Origin of the sequence: Mucilaginibacter flavidus, assembly GCF_024055575.1 — a bacterium.
Classification (GTDB): Bacteria; Bacteroidota; Bacteroidia; order Sphingobacteriales; family Sphingobacteriaceae; genus Mucilaginibacter; species Mucilaginibacter flavidus.
On the sequence record NZ_JAMXOE010000030.1, the window covers coordinates 1 to 19,283 of the forward strand.

14 protein-coding genes are annotated in these 19,283 nt (G+C 45.5%); 4 read left to right on the top strand and 10 right to left on the bottom strand.

Translation table 11 applies throughout. The features are described 5' to 3' along the window. Positions 1–184: hypothetical protein (locus NAF19_RS27015; RefSeq protein ID WP_252793490.1), on the top strand; the 184-nt coding region annotated here is incomplete at its 5' end. A gap of 12 nt (positions 185–196) precedes the next feature. Here the strand turns inward: NAF19_RS27015 and NAF19_RS27020 are convergent. Further along, on the bottom strand, positions 197–2,176 hold the full coding sequence (locus NAF19_RS27020) for an alpha-ketoacid dehydrogenase subunit alpha/beta (protein ID WP_252793491.1): 1,980 nt from the start codon (positions 2,174–2,176) through the stop codon (positions 197–199). 239 nt (positions 2,177–2,415) lie between these two features. Between NAF19_RS27020 and NAF19_RS27025 the strand changes: the two genes are divergently transcribed. Continuing rightward, positions 2,416–3,279, top strand: coding sequence for a DUF4198 domain-containing protein (locus NAF19_RS27025; protein ID WP_252793492.1), 864 nt, complete (start codon positions 2,416–2,418; stop codon positions 3,277–3,279). 133 nt (positions 3,280–3,412) lie between these two features. Here NAF19_RS27025 and NAF19_RS27030 read toward each other — a convergent pair whose 3' ends face one another. The 9 genes from NAF19_RS27030 to pdhA all read right to left on the bottom strand — a co-directional run bounded on the left by NAF19_RS27030 (position 3,413) and on the right by pdhA (position 17,344). Beyond that, positions 3,413–4,798: a LutB/LldF family L-lactate oxidation iron-sulfur protein gene (locus NAF19_RS27030; RefSeq protein ID WP_252793493.1), complete on the bottom strand. Its 1,386-nt coding sequence runs from the start codon at positions 4,796–4,798 to the stop codon at positions 3,413–3,415. A gap of 211 nt (positions 4,799–5,009) precedes the next feature. Next, on the bottom strand, positions 5,010–6,572 hold the full coding sequence (locus NAF19_RS27035; protein WP_252793494.1) for a M28 family peptidase: 1,563 nt from the start codon (positions 6,570–6,572) through the stop codon (positions 5,010–5,012). Positions 6,573–6,673: 101 nt separating this feature from the next. Beyond that, positions 6,674–8,263 carry a M28 family peptidase gene (locus NAF19_RS27040; RefSeq protein ID WP_252793495.1) on the bottom strand — a complete coding sequence of 530 codons (1,590 nt, stop codon included), beginning with the start codon at positions 8,261–8,263 and terminating at the stop codon, positions 6,674–6,676. A gap of 217 nt (positions 8,264–8,480) precedes the next feature. Beyond that, positions 8,481–8,915, bottom strand: coding sequence for a ribose 5-phosphate isomerase B (gene rpiB / locus NAF19_RS27045; protein ID WP_252793496.1), 435 nt, complete (start codon positions 8,913–8,915; stop codon positions 8,481–8,483). A 501-nt stretch (positions 8,916–9,416) separates the two neighbouring features. Continuing rightward, positions 9,417–9,902: a hypothetical protein gene (locus tag NAF19_RS27050; RefSeq protein ID WP_252793497.1), complete on the bottom strand. Its 486-nt coding sequence runs from the start codon at positions 9,900–9,902 to the stop codon at positions 9,417–9,419. A gap of 42 nt (positions 9,903–9,944) precedes the next feature. Further along, positions 9,945–13,520, bottom strand: a complete 3,576-nt coding sequence (locus NAF19_RS27055) for a peptidase M16 family protein (protein ID WP_252793498.1) — start codon at positions 13,518–13,520, stop codon at positions 9,945–9,947. A gap of 34 nt (positions 13,521–13,554) precedes the next feature. After that, positions 13,555–14,319, bottom strand: coding sequence for a M90 family metallopeptidase (locus NAF19_RS27060; protein WP_252793499.1), 765 nt, complete (start codon positions 14,317–14,319; stop codon positions 13,555–13,557). Between the two features lie 255 nt (positions 14,320–14,574). Beyond that, on the bottom strand, positions 14,575–16,299 hold the full coding sequence (locus NAF19_RS27065) for a dihydrolipoyl dehydrogenase family protein (protein WP_252793500.1): 1,725 nt from the start codon (positions 16,297–16,299) through the stop codon (positions 14,575–14,577). A 49-nt stretch (positions 16,300–16,348) separates the two neighbouring features. Then, the gene (gene pdhA / locus NAF19_RS27070) at positions 16,349–17,344 is read right to left on the bottom strand and encodes a pyruvate dehydrogenase (acetyl-transferring) E1 component subunit alpha (RefSeq protein ID WP_252793501.1); all 996 of its coding nucleotides are present in this window, start codon (positions 17,342–17,344) and stop codon (positions 16,349–16,351) included. Between the two features lie 413 nt (positions 17,345–17,757). On the opposite strand from pdhA, the gene NAF19_RS27075 reads away from it, so the two are divergent. Together NAF19_RS27075 and NAF19_RS27080 are read left to right on the top strand one after the other, a co-directional pair. Beyond that, a complete protein-coding gene (locus NAF19_RS27075; RefSeq protein WP_252793502.1) occupies positions 17,758–18,351 on the top strand; it encodes a C40 family peptidase in 594 nt (197 codons plus the stop codon). A 411-nt stretch (positions 18,352–18,762) separates the two neighbouring features. Further along, positions 18,763–19,182 carry a hypothetical protein gene (locus tag NAF19_RS27080; RefSeq protein ID WP_252793503.1) on the top strand — a complete coding sequence of 140 codons (420 nt, stop codon included), beginning with the start codon at positions 18,763–18,765 and terminating at the stop codon, positions 19,180–19,182. Positions 19,183–19,283: the final 101 nt, after the last annotated feature.

Here is a 19,283-nt window from a genome sequence, read left to right on the forward strand (position 1 = left end):
TGCGAGTAGCTGCGCGGCTTCCATGCAACAAAAGAACCGGCTATTTATCTTAAAAACACATCGAAATTATCCACTTATGGGGATAATCGATTTCTTCCGAACACCCATGGTGACAACACCAACAAGGGCCTCAGCTTCAGATTTTACCCAAGTCATGATTCGTGAAATTCGCCTTAATTCGTGAAAATTTGTGGCATTAATAATTAATTAGTTTTTCCATCGTTTCCTCCAGCCTCGCCTTTGCCAAAAATTGCTCCTCCAATGCTTTGTTCATCGGTATGGCCGTATCCAAACTGGCGCAGCGCATAATCGGGGCGTCCAGGTATTTAAAGCAATGTTCAGCCAAATGTGCCGCAATTTCGCCGCCGAAGCCGCTGGTTAGCGTATCTTCCGTTAAAATTAATACCCGGCCGGTTTTTTTGGCGCTTGCTTCAACCGCTTCTTTGTCCCAGGGCTGCAGGCTGCGCAGGTCAATTATCTCTACAGATAAATCCGGGTGTTTGGCTGCATATTCAATAGCCCAATGAACGCCAAGTCCGTAGGTGATTATGCTGGCGATGCTCCCTTCCTGAATAACTTTTGCTTTGCCAATCTCAACATAATAATCACCCTCGGGCACATTGCCGGTATTGCTGCGGTACAGGTATTTATGCTCAAAATACATTACCGGATTGGGGTCGTCAATAGCAGCCATCAGTAAGCCTTTGGCATCATCGGGGAAAGCCGGGTAAACCACCTTCAGCCCAGGCGTTTTGGTAAACCAGGCCTCGTTACTTTGCGAGTGGAAAGGCCCGGCACCTGTACCGGCACCCGCAGGCATACGGATAACTACATCAACCGCTTGTTCCCAGCGGTAATGCGTTTTGGCAAGGTTGTTTATTATCTGGTTAAAGCCCACGCTCACAAAATCGGCAAACTGCATTTCCATAACAGCCTTGTAGCCATTTATGGCCAGCCCCATAGCAGCCCCAACCACGCCCGACTCGCAAATGGGTGTATTTCGCACCCGCCCGCGACCAAACTCTTCCACAAATCCCTGGGTGATTTTAAATGCGCCGCCGTACTCGGCAATGTCCTGACCCATAATTACCAGGTTTGGGTACTTACGCATACTCTGTCTCAGTCCATCGCTTATTGCGTCGATATAGCGTTTGGGAGTTGTTGAAAAGTTGGAAGGTTGGAAAGTTGGAAAGTTGTGCTGCTTGTACATGTCCCTGATTTCTGTTTCCATATCGGGGATGATATCTGCCTCACTAAAAACCTTTTCGATTTCGGTCTCTATCTGGGTCACAAATTCAGCCTTCATTTGCGGAATCCATTCGGGTTTCAGCACGCCTTCGCTCAATAAATACCTTTCGAAGTTTTGAAGCGGGTCCTTTTCTTTCCAGATGTCAAACAGCTGCTGCGGTACATATTTGGTGCCCGATGCTTCCTCGTGTCCCCGCATCCTGAAGGTCATGCATTCCAACAAAACAGGCCGCGGTTTTTCGCGCATATTGGCGGCAATTTCACTCACGGTATGGTAAACTTCAAGCAGGTTATTGCCATCAATACGACGGCCTTCCATGCCATATCCTATGGCTTTATCAACCAAATATTTGCAATTGTACTGTTCACTTATCGGTGTCGAAAGGCCGTAGCCGTTGTTCTCGATTAAAAATATAACGGGCAGTTTCCAAACGGCGGCAATATTCAAAGCCTCGTGGAAATCGCCCTCGCTGGTGGCGCCTTCGCCGGTAAACACCAGGGTTGCCTTTTTACGTTTGCCGAGTACATCCGCCAACCCAATGCCGTCCGCCAGGGCCAGCTGCGGCCCCAGGTGCGATATCATCCCAATGATTTTATACTCCTGTGTGCCGAAATGAAAAGAACGGTCGCGGCCCTTGGTAAAGCCCGAAGCTTTGCCCTGCCATTGCGCCATTAAGCGCGACAACGGGATATCGCGGGTAGTAAAAACACCCAGGTTGCGGTGCATGGGCAATATGTATTCGTCGGCTGTCATGGCCAGGGTGCTGCCAACGGCAATAGCTTCCTGCCCAATGCCCGAAAACCATTTGCCAATACGTCCCTGCCTTAATAGGATGAGCATTTTCTCCTCAACAAGGCGCGGCCAAAGCAATTTTTTATAAAACTCAATTAATTGGCCATTATTCAGGTTTTTCCGGTCGAAAATCATCCGGCAAAACTACTGAAGTTTTTTTATTAGTCGGCGAACGTTGGTCATTAGTCATTATTCATTGGAGTGCTGCGCAAGGTGGAAAGTATTAAATTTTATCGGAAATTAACTTTTATTGGTAGTTTGCGGCGTATTATTGCTGTTGCAAAATAATTCGAACTTTTTAAGTCATTATATTCAACCCGATAACTAACAAAAGCGATTGGTATCGACCGTGCCACTAATGAACAACTGAACTAATGAACTACAAGAAACGTACCCCACTCATACTTTTTATCCTTGGCGCTGCTATCGCGATATCAGCCGCCACCCATGATTTTTTCCTGCTGCCCGAATATTTTTATATGCACAAAGGGGGAACACTTAACCTGCACCTGCTGATGGGCGATTTATTTGTAAAGGACACCGAAATACCTTACCAGTCAAATAAAACCAACCGGTTTATGCTGTATACCGGTTCCAAAAAGATTGATTTAACAAAAGCTGCAAAGGATAGCGCAGCGCCGGTGCTGAGTTACGAGATGACAATCCCCGGGCAGGCATTAATTGAGATGACAAGGAGCTACGAGTTCAGCTTTACTTCGCGCGATGCCTATGCCGAGTTCCTAAATAACCAGGGACTTGACAAGATGGCCGAAAAAGTAAAGAGCGGCAACCAGTTCAGGGTAAAAGAAAAATATACCCGCTACTTAAAAACGCTGGTATCTGTCGACGAAGCGAAAGGCGATGCCTACCAAAAGAACTTAAATGAGGATTTTGAGCTGATTTTAAAGGAAAACCCTTTTAAAAAGCGTTATGGCGACGATATGATTGCCGTGCTGAAATTTAAAGGGAAGCCTGCGGCATCGGCATCTGTTGGTTTATACATAAAAACCACCAACGGCAATGTTTATACCCAAAATCTGACAACCAGCCCGGAGGGAGAAGTAACATTTAACCTGAGCCGTGAAGGCGTCTACCTTTTGCGAAGCGTGCGTATTGAGCCAACCAAAGACAAAGACGCGGACTATGAAAGCTGGTGGACCTCATACACCTTCCCCTTCAGCAGCTCAGAAGACTTACCGAATACATATAAAGAGTTTGGGTTTGGAAATAAACACTAACTAATTTCGGATTTCGGAATTTCGATTTCGGATTTTTTTGAATGCGGAGTGCGAAGTGTCGAATGCGGAATGTTTTTGAATATAAAGTAGCTGTTTACACTCCGCAATTGGCGTTCGGACTTTCGCATTTTTTCTACTCTCCAAAATTGTTTTTCTCCTTGTACATCCTGCTAAATGATTTATCGGCGACTTTTGGCATCTCTTTATAATGCCCCCAGGTTTTTTTGAAGAAGGTGCGGAGCATAATGTTTTTTGTTTTACCGCTTAAAAAGTCAGTAAGCTTACGGCTAAGCATCGCCTTTTTCCAAAGCGACCAGCCCCATTTTTCTTTGGTGTTTACCAGGTGTTCTTGTACCGAGTCGCGGCGGTTAAGCAGCAGCATTTTATGGATATCTATTTTTACCGGGCACACCTCGGTACATTTCCCGCAAAGGCTTGAGGCGTAGCTTAGGTGTTTAAACTCTTCCATCCCGGCCATGTGTGGCGTAATGATAGAGCCGATGGGGCCGCTATACGTGGTTTCGTAAGTATGGCCGCCAATGTTTTTATAAACCGGGCATGCATTCAGGCAGGCACCGCAACGTATACAATATAAAGCCTGGCGCTGGTCCTTTTGTGCAAGCAGGTTGGTGCGGCCGTTATCCAGCAATATCACGTACATCTCTTCGGGGCCGTCGGTTTCGTTGGGTTGGCGGGGACCGCTTAATATGGTGTTGTAAACCGTGAGGTTTTGCCCGGTGCCATGTGTAGCCAGCATGGGCCAAAACAGGTCGAGATCCATTATCGATGGCACAATTTTTTCGATGCCCACAACAGCAATGTGTATTTTAGGGAACGAAGTGCTTAAGCGGGCGTTGCCCTCGTTTTCGGTAATGGCTATGCTGCCGGTATCGGCAATTAAAAAATTAGCACCGGTTATGCCTACGTCGGCCTGCACATATTTTTCGCGTAGTAACTCGCGGGCCTTTTGGGTGAGTTGCTCGGGCGTAAAATCAAGCGGTGTGCCAAATTTTTCGTTAAACAGCTTTGCGATATCCTCTTTTGATAAATGCATGGCCGGCGTAACAATGTGATAAGGCCGCTGTCCGAGTAGCTGTACAATATATTCGCCAAGGTCGGTTTCTAACGATTCGATGTGGTTAGCCTCTAAAAATTCATTCATCTGAATTTCTTCGGTTGCCATCGACTTTGATTTTACAACCGTTTTAGCGCCTGCTTTTTTGATGATGTTCAGTATCTCGCGGTTGGCTTCTTCGGCATCATTCGCCCATATTACCTTGCCGCCGCGTTTCTGGAAATTAGCTTCAAACTCCGGTAAAATCTTATCAAGGTTTTCCATCACCTTCCACTTTACCACATGAGCCTTGCGTTTGGTGTTTTCAAGGTTGATAATCTTTGACAATCCCCTGTCTACCGCAGCATCGTACTTACCAATATTATAATTGATAATGCGGCGATGATCCATATCAAAGGCTTTACCTTCGGATGTTACCAGGAATTCGTCAGCAGTAGTTCCCATATTGCGAAGTTAGTTATTTAGTTTATTACGTGAGCAGTTGATTAGGGCTGATTAAGTTAATTTTGTTGTTTTTGACTTAACTATTTGAATACATTAAGTTATTACGCAAATAAAAAAGGGGTAAGCTAAATGCTCACCCCTTTGCAGTATATCGTCCTAATAGATTAAAAATGGATTATAACTTAATCAACCTAATCAACCACTCACTAACTTACTTGCTTCCTTCTTCTTTCTTTCCGTCAACTAAAGGGCGATTATCGGCGTTCACCAAATCCCAGGCAGTGTAAAACGCCAGTTGGGCGCGCTTGGCTAACAGCGGGAAGTTTATTTTACTTACCTCGTCTCCAACGCCATGGTAGTCGGCATGCTCGCCGTTAAAGTAGAAAATAATTGGCACGCCATGCTTGGCAAAATTGTAATGGTCAGACCGGTGATAGAAATCATTCGGGTCTTTCGGGTCGTCATATTTGTAATCAAGCACCATGTTGGTGTAGGTTTTGTTCGCCTTTTCGCCAACGTTATGTAAATCAGTACTTAACATTCCCGAGCCTATCACATAAACGTAGTTTGCAGAATCGGCTTTACCTTTATATTCGTAACCAACGCGACCAATCATATCTATGTTCAAATCGGCAATGGTGTTGGCCAATGGGATAACCGGATGATCAGTATAATACTCAGAACCCAGCAGGCCTTTTTCTTCGCCCACGTTACCTAAAAACAATATGCTGCGGCGCGGGCCGTGGCCATCTTTTTTTGCTTTTGAAAACGCCCTTGCAATTGTCATTATACCGGTAGTGCCCGAGCCATCATCATCCGCGCCGTTGTTAACGCGGTCGCCTTTAGTGCCTTCAGGCAGTAGACCGATATGATCATAATGTGCAGATATTACCAGCACTTCATCTTTCAGCTTAGGGTCACTGCCCGGCAAAAAGCCCAGCACGTCAACCGCCTTTACATCTTTTTTCACGCTGTTGTAGCTGAGTTTAACATCAGCTTTAATGGTTTGCGCGGTGCCGCTACCTGCTTTAAGTTGTTCGAAAGTTTTTCCGCCCGATTTTACCAGTTCTTCTGCAACCTCATTGGTTATCCAGAAAACAGCAGGCTTGGTTTCAGCTGGTTTTGTATCTTCTTTTTTGATGGTTAAGCGCGGGGCAAGGATATAGTTTTTGTACTTCGTAAGTACACCGGCAATTTCAGAGTTTGCGGCTAAAATTATCGCCGGGTTTTTGCTCAACAGGTTTTTAGTAATTGCAGCGCGTGCTTCCGAACCACGGAAACTGGTTCCCTGCGGCTTGCCATCTGCGGCTTTATCTTCGTTTATCCAAAGCACGATTTTACCGGTAAGGTCGGTGTTCCCAATCTCAGCTTCGGTGCCGTAACCAACAAATACGATCTCGCTGGTGTTTAGCGCCCTGTCTGTTGATGGTTGAACTGCGTAAAAGCTGTCGCCATTTGCAAATGACTTGCCGCCCACGGCAAAAGTTGCGTTCAACGAGTTTTCAGTAAGCGGAACATCAAAAAAGTACGAGCCGTTTACAATTGGCTGCAGGCCTAATGATTTAAACTCATCTGCAATATAATGTGCAGCTTTTTCGGCGCCCGGTTTACCGGTTTCACGGCCTTCGTATGCGTCAGATGCAATAATGCTTAAATGTTTTTTGGCCAGGTCCGGGCTTATGATGCCCGCATATTTCATGGCGGTAGGATTTTGCTGTGCCCAAACGCAGGTTATTGAACCAGCCAGGGCGATGGATAATATAATTTTTTTCATATTTTTTTATTAGCGGCTTAAAGTAGGCAATTTGTTTAAACAAAAATAAGCGATAGTTACCTTTCTATCGCTTATTAAAATCGGTTAGTTATCCAAAAATATTACTTCTTCCCGTCAACAACAGGGCGTTTGTCGGCATTTGCCAGATCCCATGCGGTATAAAATACAAGCTGTGCGCGTTTGGCTAACATCGGGAAATTTATTTTACTTACTTCATCGCCTGGGCGGTGATAATCGGCATGTACGCCGTTAAAGTAAAATATGATAGGCACGCCGTGCTTGGCAAAATTGTAGTGATCCGAGCGGTAATAAAAACGGTTCGGGTCGGCAGGATCATCGTATTTGTAATCCAAATCGAGATGGGTGTAAAGGTTATTGGCGTTTTCGCCCACCTTGTGTAAATCATTACTGAGCATTGATGAACCGATAACGTAAACGTTATTTGCCGAATCAGGCTTGCCAATGTAATCAACCCCAATGCGGCCAATCATGTCAATATTTAAATCGGCAATGGTATTAGCCAACGGGATAACCGGATGATCAGTATAATATTCAGAACCCAGCAGGCCTTTTTCTTCGCCTACATTACCTAAAAAGAGTATGCTGCGGCGCGGGCCATGACCATCTTTTTTTGCTTTTGAAAACGCCCTGGCAAGTTCCATAATGGCGGTAGTACCCGAGCCGTCATCATCGGCGCCGTTGTTTACCATATCTTTAGAGCCTTCGGGCATTAAGCCGATATGGTCATAATGTGCGGATATTACCAGCACTTCGTCTTTAAGTTTAGCGTCGCTGCCTGGTAAAAAGCCCAGTACGTCAACGGCTTTTACAGGTATCTCTTCGGTAGCATATGATGCAACAACATCGGCCTTAACTGTTTGTGATTGCGGCGCGCCGACCTGGTCGATAGCTGCTTTTAAATCAGCAATGGTTTTGCCGCTGTTCTTTAAAATCATGTCGGCAGTTGCCATCGGGATGGTGATAACTACCGCGGGGTTTTCGCCTTCGTGTTTTAGCATCATTGGCAATGCGCGACCACCACCACCTTGTCCGCCGGGCCTTGGGCCACCTGCGGGAGCGGTTGTAGTTACTGCTAATATTAAAAGAGGTTTTTTGCTTTGTATCAAATCAAGGCGTTTCCTGCTGCGGGGAGTACTCCAGTCCGATACTTTTTCAGTCCCGGTAATTTTCGATTTGCCATCGCTCGTCGGCTCGCCGGTGCTGATGTAGATGACCACTTTACCGGCAATATCTACTCCTTTTAAGTCGTCGTAATTATCGGCGCCTATACCGTAGCCAATAAATACTACATCTTTAGCATCAATATTTTTGGTGCCTGCACCACCGCGTGCGGTAAAATCCTTACCCATTTCGAGTACGGTACCGTTTACAGTGAACGAATTTACCTTGAACGAGTTTTGTACTACGGGTACATCAAAAAAGTACGAACCGTTTACTATAGGCTGCAGGCCCAGCGATTTAAATTCATCGGCAATGTAGTGGGCAGCTTTGTCGGCGCCGGGTTTACCGGTTTCACGGCCTTCAAAAGCGTCTGATGCAATAATGCTGAGGTGCTTGTTAGCCAATTCAGGGCTGACGATCTCAGCATACTTCATGGCTGTTTTGTTCTGCTGTGCGCAGGCCCCCGTTACCAAACCAATGCTGGCGAGGGTTAATAATAATTTATTCATTTTTGGTCAGTTAGTTTCTTTGGTTCATTGTTGATCCGGCACGTGCGGGATGGTTCATAGCAGAAAAGTAGCAGGGAGCAGTGGCAGTATCTATTGGCATCTACCGGATTAAAACATACCCTTGGCTGTGTCACCACAGCCAACTAACTCAAAGGGGTAAAGGGGCGCAATCCTTTTCCTTTCAAAACCTTTCGCCTTTTACCTTTCACCTTTTTCCTCAACAAGCAATCTTATTCACCCGGTTTGCATGGCGCCCGCCCTCAAATTTGGTGTCTAAAAATATAGCGACAATTTTTTTTGCTTCTTCTATTGATATATGACGCGCCGGTATGCAAACAATATTTGCATCGTTATGGCTGCGGGCACGCTCGGCCAATTCTTCGTTCCAGCAAATGGCTGCGCGGATGCCCTGGTGTTTATTGGCGGTAATGGCCACACCGTTGCCGCTGCCGCAAACCAGGATGCCGAAATCAAAATCGCCGCTTTCAACACCCAATGCAACCGGGTGGGCAAAGTCGGGGTAATCTGCCGAAGCATCCGAATAAGTTCCAAAGTCTTTAACCTCAGCAATATTTAGCGATTCAATCAGTTGTTTTTTGTACTCAAAGCCGGCATGGTCGGCGCCAATGGCAATTTTTAGCCCGTTGTTCATAATGTCAAATCTAATGATTATTGTAAGGGACGAAGGTAAAATTTTTGATGGATAAAGGGGGGATTTACGAAATTACCCGGTACAAAACTTAGCCTCTCAATCCTCAAAAGTTTACACTTTTTGCGTTGAATAATTGCAACGAATAACAATATAAATAAGTGCAGCCGTTTGCAAAGCGTTCCATTTTTGCACGCGGAACACCTGGAACGCTGTGGAACACGCTGGTTATCAATGATTCTAATTTTTGAGGTTAGTGAATCAATTTCAATAGCTGATTACAAATGGCTATAAAATGTGATTTTTGGTGGGCAAGGCTGTAAACTTATAACGGGAGAAATTATTAAAGGTGTAAGCTTTTTAAGGACGACACAGTCTGACGAGCAAGCCCTGCTACTTAAACGCGGACCACAAGTCGCGAGCCTTGCGATAGTTTAAGGGATTTTGTTTTTACAGATGGCTTTCGGTTGGTTGTATTTCCATCAACAGGTTGAACACTTCCTTTCATTTTCCACCGATCCTTTTCAAACTGTCTACTTGCATTGCTATATCATTTAAAAGCTTGTCATATGATTTGACATCATTGCCATCAACGTTATAATATCCCACAACCACCAGCGGATATTTTTTTTCTTTCCAATATCTGCCATTGTATACACCATAAAGTGTTGCCGTATCATTTAGCCGATAATTTAGCATTCCAAAATTTTCCCCATATTTTGCAATTTTTTGCTCATTGTAATTGCTTCCTGAACTTATATTATCTGTAATGTAAATAGTTGTTCCATCTGCCAGATGTGCTGAATTTTCCGTTTCACTGGCTTCGCCAGTTTTGGGATGATAACTCATCAGTACAAATTTTTGTGGGATTTTTAACTTATATACAAACTTATGCCCATTATACGATGTAGGAAGTTTAAGGTAATAAAAAGATTCCCTACAGCTAACGATTGAAAAACTTATAATGATGACCGTCAATATTTTTTTCATGAGTTTTATCTTACAAAGTATGGTCAAGAAAAAGCTATCAACCTACTCCCCATCCACCATCCAAAAATCCCTTGGATACAACCTGTACAATGTGGTTTCCGTCCCATCCACCGATTTTAAATAAGTTTCATAAGCCTGCATCTGTTTTTCAGGCCCGATGACAAAATAGTTGCCGCCTGGTACGTCTTTTGACGGTTTTCCATAGCCGGGCAATATGGTTTGGTAAACCTCATCCTTATACCCATAAATCTGTTTTATTATTCCCGGCTCTTTTCGTAGTTTTAATATGGCCAGCCTAAAGGTTTTGATATTTTCGGGCAGGTTGCCGTCGGCCAGGTCGTTGGCCATGGCTTCGCCGCGTGTCTCGTAATCCCCGGCTGAGCGGAATCCGCCTACTGCGCCAGACACGATGTAATCCATTATCCCGGTATCAACAGGCGAGCGCTTTATCTCGTCGATAACAAAGCGCAGGGTTTGCGGCAATTCGGGCGTGCGCTCAGCATAATATAAAAACCGCCCGCTGCCGGGGTTGGCACCTACGCCGGTACTGTATGACAGGCCAGCGCCTGTAGTTTTGGTGTACACGCTTTGTTTACCACCGCCGCCGTATATGCCTGCAGCTAAAAATTTAAGCAGGCTAACGCGGCCGGTATCTTTGTAGGTGCCAATAGGTGCAGTATTGATAAATACGCCGTTATGCATATCAGGTGCAATAAGGCCGGCATAAACGGGGGGTGCAGTCATATTCATCCGCGCCATTACGCGTGCATCTATCAGCCCTGCCGAAGGGTAGCTTTGCGGGGTCAGCGGCGTATGGCTAAAACCGGCAAACAGGTTATTAAGCCTTGCGCCAAGCTTGTCTTCGGTTGCGGCTGAGCCAACCATAAACACCCTTGCCTGCGTGGTATTCAATAACATTTTACGCAGGTTGTTAAGTTCGGCAAGGGTTTGCTCAGGCGTTTGGGCAAGGTCGTGCTGCAGGGTTTTGCACACCATCTTCCAATCAGCAGCCAATGAGTTATCAGGTATATCATTTAATACTTGCTCCAAATCCTGCGCGGCGTTTTTTGCTATTGCTTTTGCGCCGGTCGGCAACTGGTTAAATGCCTCTGCCAATTGTTTATTCGTTCCGGCGGAATCGGCGCTCATCGCTGTTGTGCTGTTTAACACGCGCAGCAGTTTCTTCAAATCGCCGCGATTGGTTTGTGCTGATGCTAAATTACCGAGCCAGGCGTTTAAAGCAGTCGCATCAGCCGGTGAGCCACTATCCTTCAGCATCCATTTCAACCTGAAAATGTTAAATGTTCGTGTCAGAAACGACGTGGTAGCCAGCAACAGTGGCCTGTTTTGATAAAGATATGACCGCTGCGGGTTATTTACCCAGCTTTCTTCGGCGCCCTGCATGGTTTTACGGATGCTGGTAAGTTCCTGGTCAACCAAATCGCGCAGGCGCGGCAGGTTGGCGGTGGTCCAGTTGGGGTTTTGCAGTACATCGCCCATCCATTCTATCGCCTTAAGCGCTTCAGCCTGGTTGTTACCGGCGGCGCTTATAACCAGTTCGGCCCGCCCGCTTTTGCCATTGGTGCCGTAATAGCTGTTAATGCTCAATATCTGCTGTTGCACCAGCTGGATCATGTCCTCGTAGCTTATCGCTTTGCCATCTTTAATTATCCCGGTTGCGGTAAGCAAATCAGGTAACACAGCCAGGTAAACCATTTTGTCCTTCGGGATGCCTTTTAAGTTTATGGCCAGGCCCGTAGTCGCGCTTGTCATGTTATCAAATACCGATGCAACTACCGGCACATCATTACCCAGCACCTGCCGTTTGTAAACAAGCTCATCATCAAGTGTAAGGGGCGGGTGCTCAATAAATTTAATATTGCCGGCCTGCTCCAGCTTTTCGAGCACCATGGTGTTCGAATCGTACACGGCTTTGTAGCGTTTTATTGCGTCCTGGTCGTCATCAATTTTGTATAGGTCTTTCAGTCTTGCCACTTCTATTTCGGCGCGGATTTTACGTGCTGTTTCCTGTTTTTTAAGCAACGCCGGGCTTGCCTTGCTGTAAACGGTGAGCGGTAATGTGTGCTCCAAATCAAGTTTAGCCAGCAGCGGCTTCCAGATGTTTATACCGGTGGCCAGTTCACGGCGTACCTCGACCATCTGCGGTTTCAGCATTACCGATTTTGTAAAACCAGGCACACCTTCTAAAACTTGCAGTTCCAGGTACCAGTTGTCACCGGTATTGCGAAAACCAAATTTTGGCGGACTATTCACAAACTTGGCGTCGCTGCGGTTGCTGCTTAACAGGCTGCTTGCAAAACGCTTGTTAAATTCCAGCAGTTCGGGCGAGTGGTCAGCGAAGGCGGCAACCCGCTTAAGCTCGTCAATGACTTTGTTACGGGCCATGGTAACCTTATCATTAGTAAGGTTTTCGGCGCTTACGCCATCAAGGCCTATGGTTACTGGGTCGCCCTGCTTAAAATCCACATAGGCAAAAACCGACTGCGCATCAAAGTCGGGTATTTTGGTTTTGCTGTCGACAAATATTTTGTACAAATTGGTGGTTGCGTCGCCGGCAAATACATTCAAAAAATTATTCAGTTTGATGTACTCAATCGTACTTAACTTTAGTGCAGGCGGGAACGACATATACACAGTGCCGGGTTGTTGTGCATTTTCGGTTGGATATTCAATGGCTTCCATTTTGCCGTTTTCGGCGGGGTGGGGCGGAGGCAGTTTGTTGGCACTGGCAGCACTTTTTGAACCCTTGCTTAATCGGCTAAGGATGGAGTTTGTACGGCTAAGCACACCGCTTAGCTGCATGTTTTTGGGCAACGAAGTGATGGCCCCCATATTACCGAGGTAGTAGTTTTTTTTATGATAAGCGGCAATGTCGGCAGCATTCAGCACCCTGATGCCTGCCGGAAGTCCCCCGGCATTATATGAGTTAGGGTGATTTGGACCGTACTGCAACCTACCTAGTTCATCGGATAATAACGCGTATGGGTTATTCATGCCCGATGACATTTCGTTGTAAACCGAACCTTTTTCTTCCAGCCGCAAAGTTTTATCCGGGTTTTGCGTAATGCCCCAGTTTCGTACCTCGCGGCTAACTTCTTCACTGGTATAGTCGGGATAAAGCAACGCATCAAGATAACTTTCAAACAAAGTATAAAAAACTTCCGGACCGCCACCTGTATTAAAATGGTAAGCGGTATGCAGTTGCGATGTAAATGCATTTGATTCAGCCAGCGACATGTCCTCACGGGTATTCAACTGGTGGCCTTTGCTGCCTTTGGTTATCAGCAGGTGCTCTTGTGTATGCGGTTCGCCCTTTTCGCTTACCGGGAAGGTATTGGCATAAATAAACGTCTGTGGCACCGACTCCACCTGCAACAAATCCAATGTAAAACCGGTGGTTATATGCACAAAACGCCCGCCCATGGGTTTGTCCGCATCGTTTAAATAAACAGCAACTGCCTTAAAGCCGTTAATGGTTTGGCCCTGTTTTAACGTCGCTAATGAAATGGCTGGTTTTTTTTGCGCCGAAAGAGGATTGAAAATACCGTTAAGGAATAGAAGGCCAATAACGGCATAAAAAAGATTTTTGCGATACATAAGGATGAAGTTGATTGCTTAAAGCTAATGAATATCAGGAAGATTTAAATATCCTGCTCAACATTTCATACAACTCCGGGTGCTTCGCTTCAAACTCGTGGGGTTTTTCAAAAAAGTATTCACTTACTACCGCAAAAAACTCAGCCTCGTTAGTGGTGGCATAAGGGTTGATATCCGAATGGCCGGTTTCAATTTTGTGCACTTCCTGGTGCATCATGCGTACCCAGGGTTTAATATATTCGTACGGCAAAAAGCCTTCGGGGATGCCATCTGTTTCACCATCGGCTTTGTCAATGAGGTGCACAAACTCGTGGATGCCGGTATTTTCCTGTCCATGGCTTGCTGAGAATCCTTTCACGAGCGCTTTATGTGACAATATCATCTGCCCGTTCATATACCCTGTACCCACCATGCCCATAATATTGCGGCCGTTAGCTCCTTCAAACTGGTAATCCTCATCAAAGGTATCGGGGTACAACAGTACGTTGGTAACATTCCGGTAGCTCCAGTCTTTAAACCTAAAAATGGGTATCACAGCGCTCGACGCTACCATCAGGCGGTCGGTATCGGTTATGGTCAGGCCTAAGCCTTCAACGCGCACATCATCCAAAAACTGCTCAATCTTGTCTTCAAAATAGAGCTTATCGGTATCCGATAACTTATTATAATAATCGATGTTTTTTGCCAGCAGCTTCTTTTGCGCATCGGTAAGGATAACCTGGGTTAGTGCCCGGCGGCGTTTACGCTGGTAGAGCGTAAAGCTGATAACGATGGCGATGATGATGGAGAAGTAGAGCATAATGATATGCAAGGTAGTAAATTATGCTGTTTACAATAGTCCACGATTTGTCAATCTGAGCAAAGCGAAGAATCTTCTACGTGCGACATTAACGCTGTGCAGGTATGACGGCGACCTTTCTTCTGCATAAGATTCTTCGCTCTGCTCAGAATGACAAAAAGGCATCAAACAAAAACAGCGATAAACCCTAAAGTTCATCGCTGTTAAATATGCCAAATCCGATCCGCCAACTGAGGACCGAATTCCGAAATCAAATTAAATCAACAACCTCACCGGCTCTTCCAGCAACGATTTTAACGTTTGCAGGAATGCAGCACCTGTTGCGCCGTCAACCACGCGGTGGTCGCAGCTTAGCGTTACTTTCATTACGTTGCCCGGTACTACGGCGCCGTTTTTAACAACCGGCACTTGCTGTATGCCGCTAACGGCAAGGATACAGGCGTCAGGCGTATTTATAATAGCGGTGAACTCCTCAACACCAAACATGCCCAGGTTTGATATGGTAAAGGTTGAACCTTCCCAATCAGCAGGCTGTAGTTTTTTGGCTTTTGCGCGTTGTGCAAAGTCCTTCACTTCAGCACTGATGCGGCTTAATGACTTGCCATCGGCAAAACGTACAACCGGAACCAACAGGCCTTCGTCAACCGCAACGGCAACGCCAATGTGTACATGCTCATTGGTACGTATTTTATCGCCAAGGTATGATGAGTTGATGGCCGGGTGTTGTTTTAAGGCAACAGCGCATGCTTTCAGCACAAAATCGTTAAATGATATTTTAACCGGGGCAACGTCATTAATGCGGGTACGGGCAGCAATTGCCTGGTCCATATCAATGCTCATGGTTACATAGAAGTGTGGTGCGGTAAACAAGCTTTCGCTTAAGCGCTTGCTGATCACCTTACGCATCTGGCTAACCGGTTTCTCGGTATACTTTTCTTCGCCGGTGTAAGGTGCAAGTGGAGCGGGTGCTGGTTTTGCAGCAGGTGCCGGTGCACTGGTTTCGGCAGGCGCAGCAGCAGGTGCCGATGCTGCTGCTACAGGCGCAGGCGCTGCGGATTTGGCAGCCGGTACATATTCCTCCACATCTTTCTTAATAATGCGGCCGCCTTCGGCGCTGCCTTTTACATCATTAAGGTTGATGCCTTTTTCTTTGGCTATTTTACGTGCTAGTGGCGATGCTTTAACACGGCTGTCGTCGCTTGATGTTGCGTCAGCAGGACTATCAGATTCTGCTTCCGCCGGAGCGGCTTCTGCTGCAGGTGCTTCTTCAGCTTTAGCTTCAGGGGCAGCCTCATCGTCGCTTAGCAAAGGTGTGATGTCGGTTCCCGCTTTACCAACAATGGCTATGATGCCATTAACCGGTGCTGCTTCACCTTCTTTAGGGCCTATGTATAATAAGGTGCCGGCTTCGTAACCAACAACTTCCATGGTAGCTTTGTCTGTTTCAACATCGGCTAATGAATCGTCGCTTTTTACAGTATCGCCAACTTTAAAGTTCCATTTGTTTATCACGCCCTCCGTCATGGTATCGCTCAGGGCAGGCATGCGGATAACGGTTGCCGGGATGCTGCTTTTGTCAACCTTTGGTTTTACTTCAACAGCGTCTGCCGGTTTTTTATCTTCAGCAGCTTTAGGGGCCTTTGTTTTTGCCGGTTCTTCTTTCTTTTCAGGTTCGGCCGGGGCTGCTTCTGCTGCCGGGGCGGCGGTACCTGCCGCATCAAGGGCGGCTTTGTAATCTTCGCCCTCTGCACCCAAAACTGCAATTACAGCATCAATAGGTACTGCCTGGCCCTCTTCAACACCAATGTAAAGCAAGGTGCCGTCCTGGTACGATTCAAAATCCATGGTGGCTTTATCGGTTTCAATCTCAGCCAGCACGTCGCCCGATTTTACCTTATCACCAACTTTTTTATGCCACTTAGCCAATACCCCTTCGGTCATGGTATCGCTCATTTTTGGCATTTTAACTACTTCGGCCATATATTATTTGATTCAATAGTTCTTTATAAATTCAATTTAGCTATAACGATTAGCTCATTATATAAGGGTAATCTTTTTGAACGTACACATCGGTATACAATTCCGATGCTTCCGGCCATGGCGACTCCTCAGCAAATTTCACCGACTCATCAACCTCAGCTTTTACCTTCGCATCTATTTCTTCAAACCATTTTTCATCGGCATAACCTTCCGAAAGTATGGTGTGGCGGGTTAGTTCAATAGGGTCTTTTGCTTTGTATGATTCCAGCTCCTCTTTAGTGCGGTATTTTTGCGGGTCCGACATTGAGTGCCCTTTGTAGCGGTAAGTACGCATTTCTAAAAACGTTGGTCCTTCGCCGGCACGGGCACGCTGAACGGCTTCGTCCATTGCTTTATGTACTGCAGCAGGGTCCATACCATCAACGGGTGACGAAGGGATCCCGTAAGGCAAGCCTAATTTATAAATGTCTGTTTGTGCAGTAGTACGCTCTAACGATGTACCCATTGCGTAACCATTGTTTTCGCAAACGAAAATTACGGGTAATTTCCAAAGGGCAGCCATGTTAAAAGTTTCGGTAAGTGCACCCTGGCGTACGGCGCCGTCGCCCATGTAGGCAACGTTTACAAACTCGGTACCTTTATATTTCTCGGCAAAGGCTATACCTGCGCCAAGTGGTACCTGGCCGCCAACTATACCGTGGCCGCCGTAAAAATGTTTTTCTTTATCAAACATGTGCATCGAGCCGCCTTTGCCTTTTGAGCAGCCGGTAGCTTTGCCGTAAAGCTCTGCCATTATACTGTTTGACGTTACGCCCTTTGCTATGGCGTGCGCATGGTCGCGGTAAGCGGTTATCATGCTGTCTTCCTGTTTAAGTACCGACATCGCGCCGGCCAATACAGCTTCCTGGCCTATATATAAGTGGCAAAAGCCCCTTATTTTTTGTTGACCGTACAGTTGCCCGGCTTTTTCTTCGAACTTACGCATCAAAAGCATAGCCTCATACCACATCAGGTATGTGTCCTTATTTATTTCGATTGAACTCATGTATTATTAATGATCAATTTTATTATAATGCGCAAATCTAATTATATCTGTGAAATATAGAAAAGCAATGGTGTTGTTTAAACACTATTTTATTAAAAACATTGTAATAATTTTAATATCGGGCTTATCTTGCCATCCCGATACAAGTTTAAAGGCGACTTTCAACCCCATTTTGGGTTAAAAAGCACCCGATTGTTAGTATGTTGATATTTAAGTTAAAAGAAAAAAAATTTCATCAATTACATTTATCAAAAAAAATCAGGCAGTTAATTAACATTAGCAGACAAATGTTGAAAAAAAATGGTCATTCTGTTGCAATTTTAAAAAAAAAGGATAGTTTTGTAGCGAACAATAGACAGGGTGTCCAATTTAATAAACAATTTGTTGGCCTAATCAACAAACTAATTGATTAAATGAAGAAAATTACTATCGTTATTGCGTTATTTTTCAGTGTGTTAGCAGCCCAGGCTCAAACAAATACCAGTCCAAAAACATCGGACGATAAAAACACTGATGATCAGGAATCACTTGCTAAGGATTATTTATCCCAAATAATGGGTGTGGCTATGTCGGCTACATCAAACATGAAACTTTTTCACTTTGTTTACGATTGGATCGGTACCCCGTACCGTTTTGGCGGAAGCTCGAGGAAAGGAATAGATTGTTCAGCATTCACCAAAGAATTATACAGCGACGTTTTCAACATGGATATCCAGCGCAATTCGCGCGATATTTTCAGCATGGTTAGTCCTGTAAAACGCGACGAACTGAAAGAAGGCGACCTGGTATTCTTTAAAATACACAGCCGCCGTATATCACATGTCGGCATTTATTTAGGCAACAACAGGTTTGCGCACGCTTCATCCCGCGGCGTTGCCATCAGCAGCCTCGATGACGCTTATTATAGTCGCTATTTTTATCGTGGCGGCCGCATGCTCGAGTCGTTTAAGGCCGAGTTGCAAAAACAAAGCACAGATAAGAGCAGCGCCAGTACCGATAACAACTAAAACTTTATTTATAAACCTATTATTAATCCCGCCCCAACCAGGCGGGATTTTTGTTTAGGGGAGATTTCTGGCTGACGAAGCGTTCCATTTTTCCACACGGAACACCCCGAATAAAAACGGAACATGCTGATTATCAGGTATATTTGTTTTTTTAATTTGAAACGTTCTGATAATCAGCGGTTTGATTAGGGGTTTACAGGCAGGGTTTACAGTATAGCCCGGAACAATGGTAATTGGCTGATATCCAAAATATTACAAAAATAAATGGGTTTACACCTGTAAACCCGTTTGGATTTACATAATAAATAAAGAAATATGAATGCAAACGCTGCACGTAGAAGATTTTTCGCTGCGCTCAAGAGATAGTTCTTCGCTCTGCTCACAATCACAAAAAAAATCTTCCGAACACCTATGGTGTTTTCACCAACATGGATGGGGTGTCCAGTGTTCTGTGCCACTGCCTTTTCGCCATTACCCGGCAGGATTACGCCGGAAAGTGCCAGCAATCTGAAAGCGAAACCTCCACACCGCATCAATTATTTTCCTAATTTTAGCGATACCAGGGAAAGGAAATCAGATATGAATGCCAAAATGTTTTCGTACAAAGTTGAAGGAATGCTTCTTGAACAGCATAACGACCAATTAAAACTCAGTAAAAGCTTCGACCGCAAGGCGATACTGGAACCCCTCAAAGAAACTTTTGCCGCCGACAACTTTAAAATCGACGAAGCGTCCCTAAGCTATAAATTGATAGACGACCAGCTTTACATTCAGGGGCTAGCCATTGAGAATGAAGAACCGAAAACGGTAGGGTTTAGGTTTGGGAAGTGAGTGGGAATTGTGTAGGCGCAGTCTACAGGCATATTGGTCCGACGTTGCAAGTTTCGGATAGCGGGGTTGAGGTGAATATACCGGTTGATTCCCGAACGCTG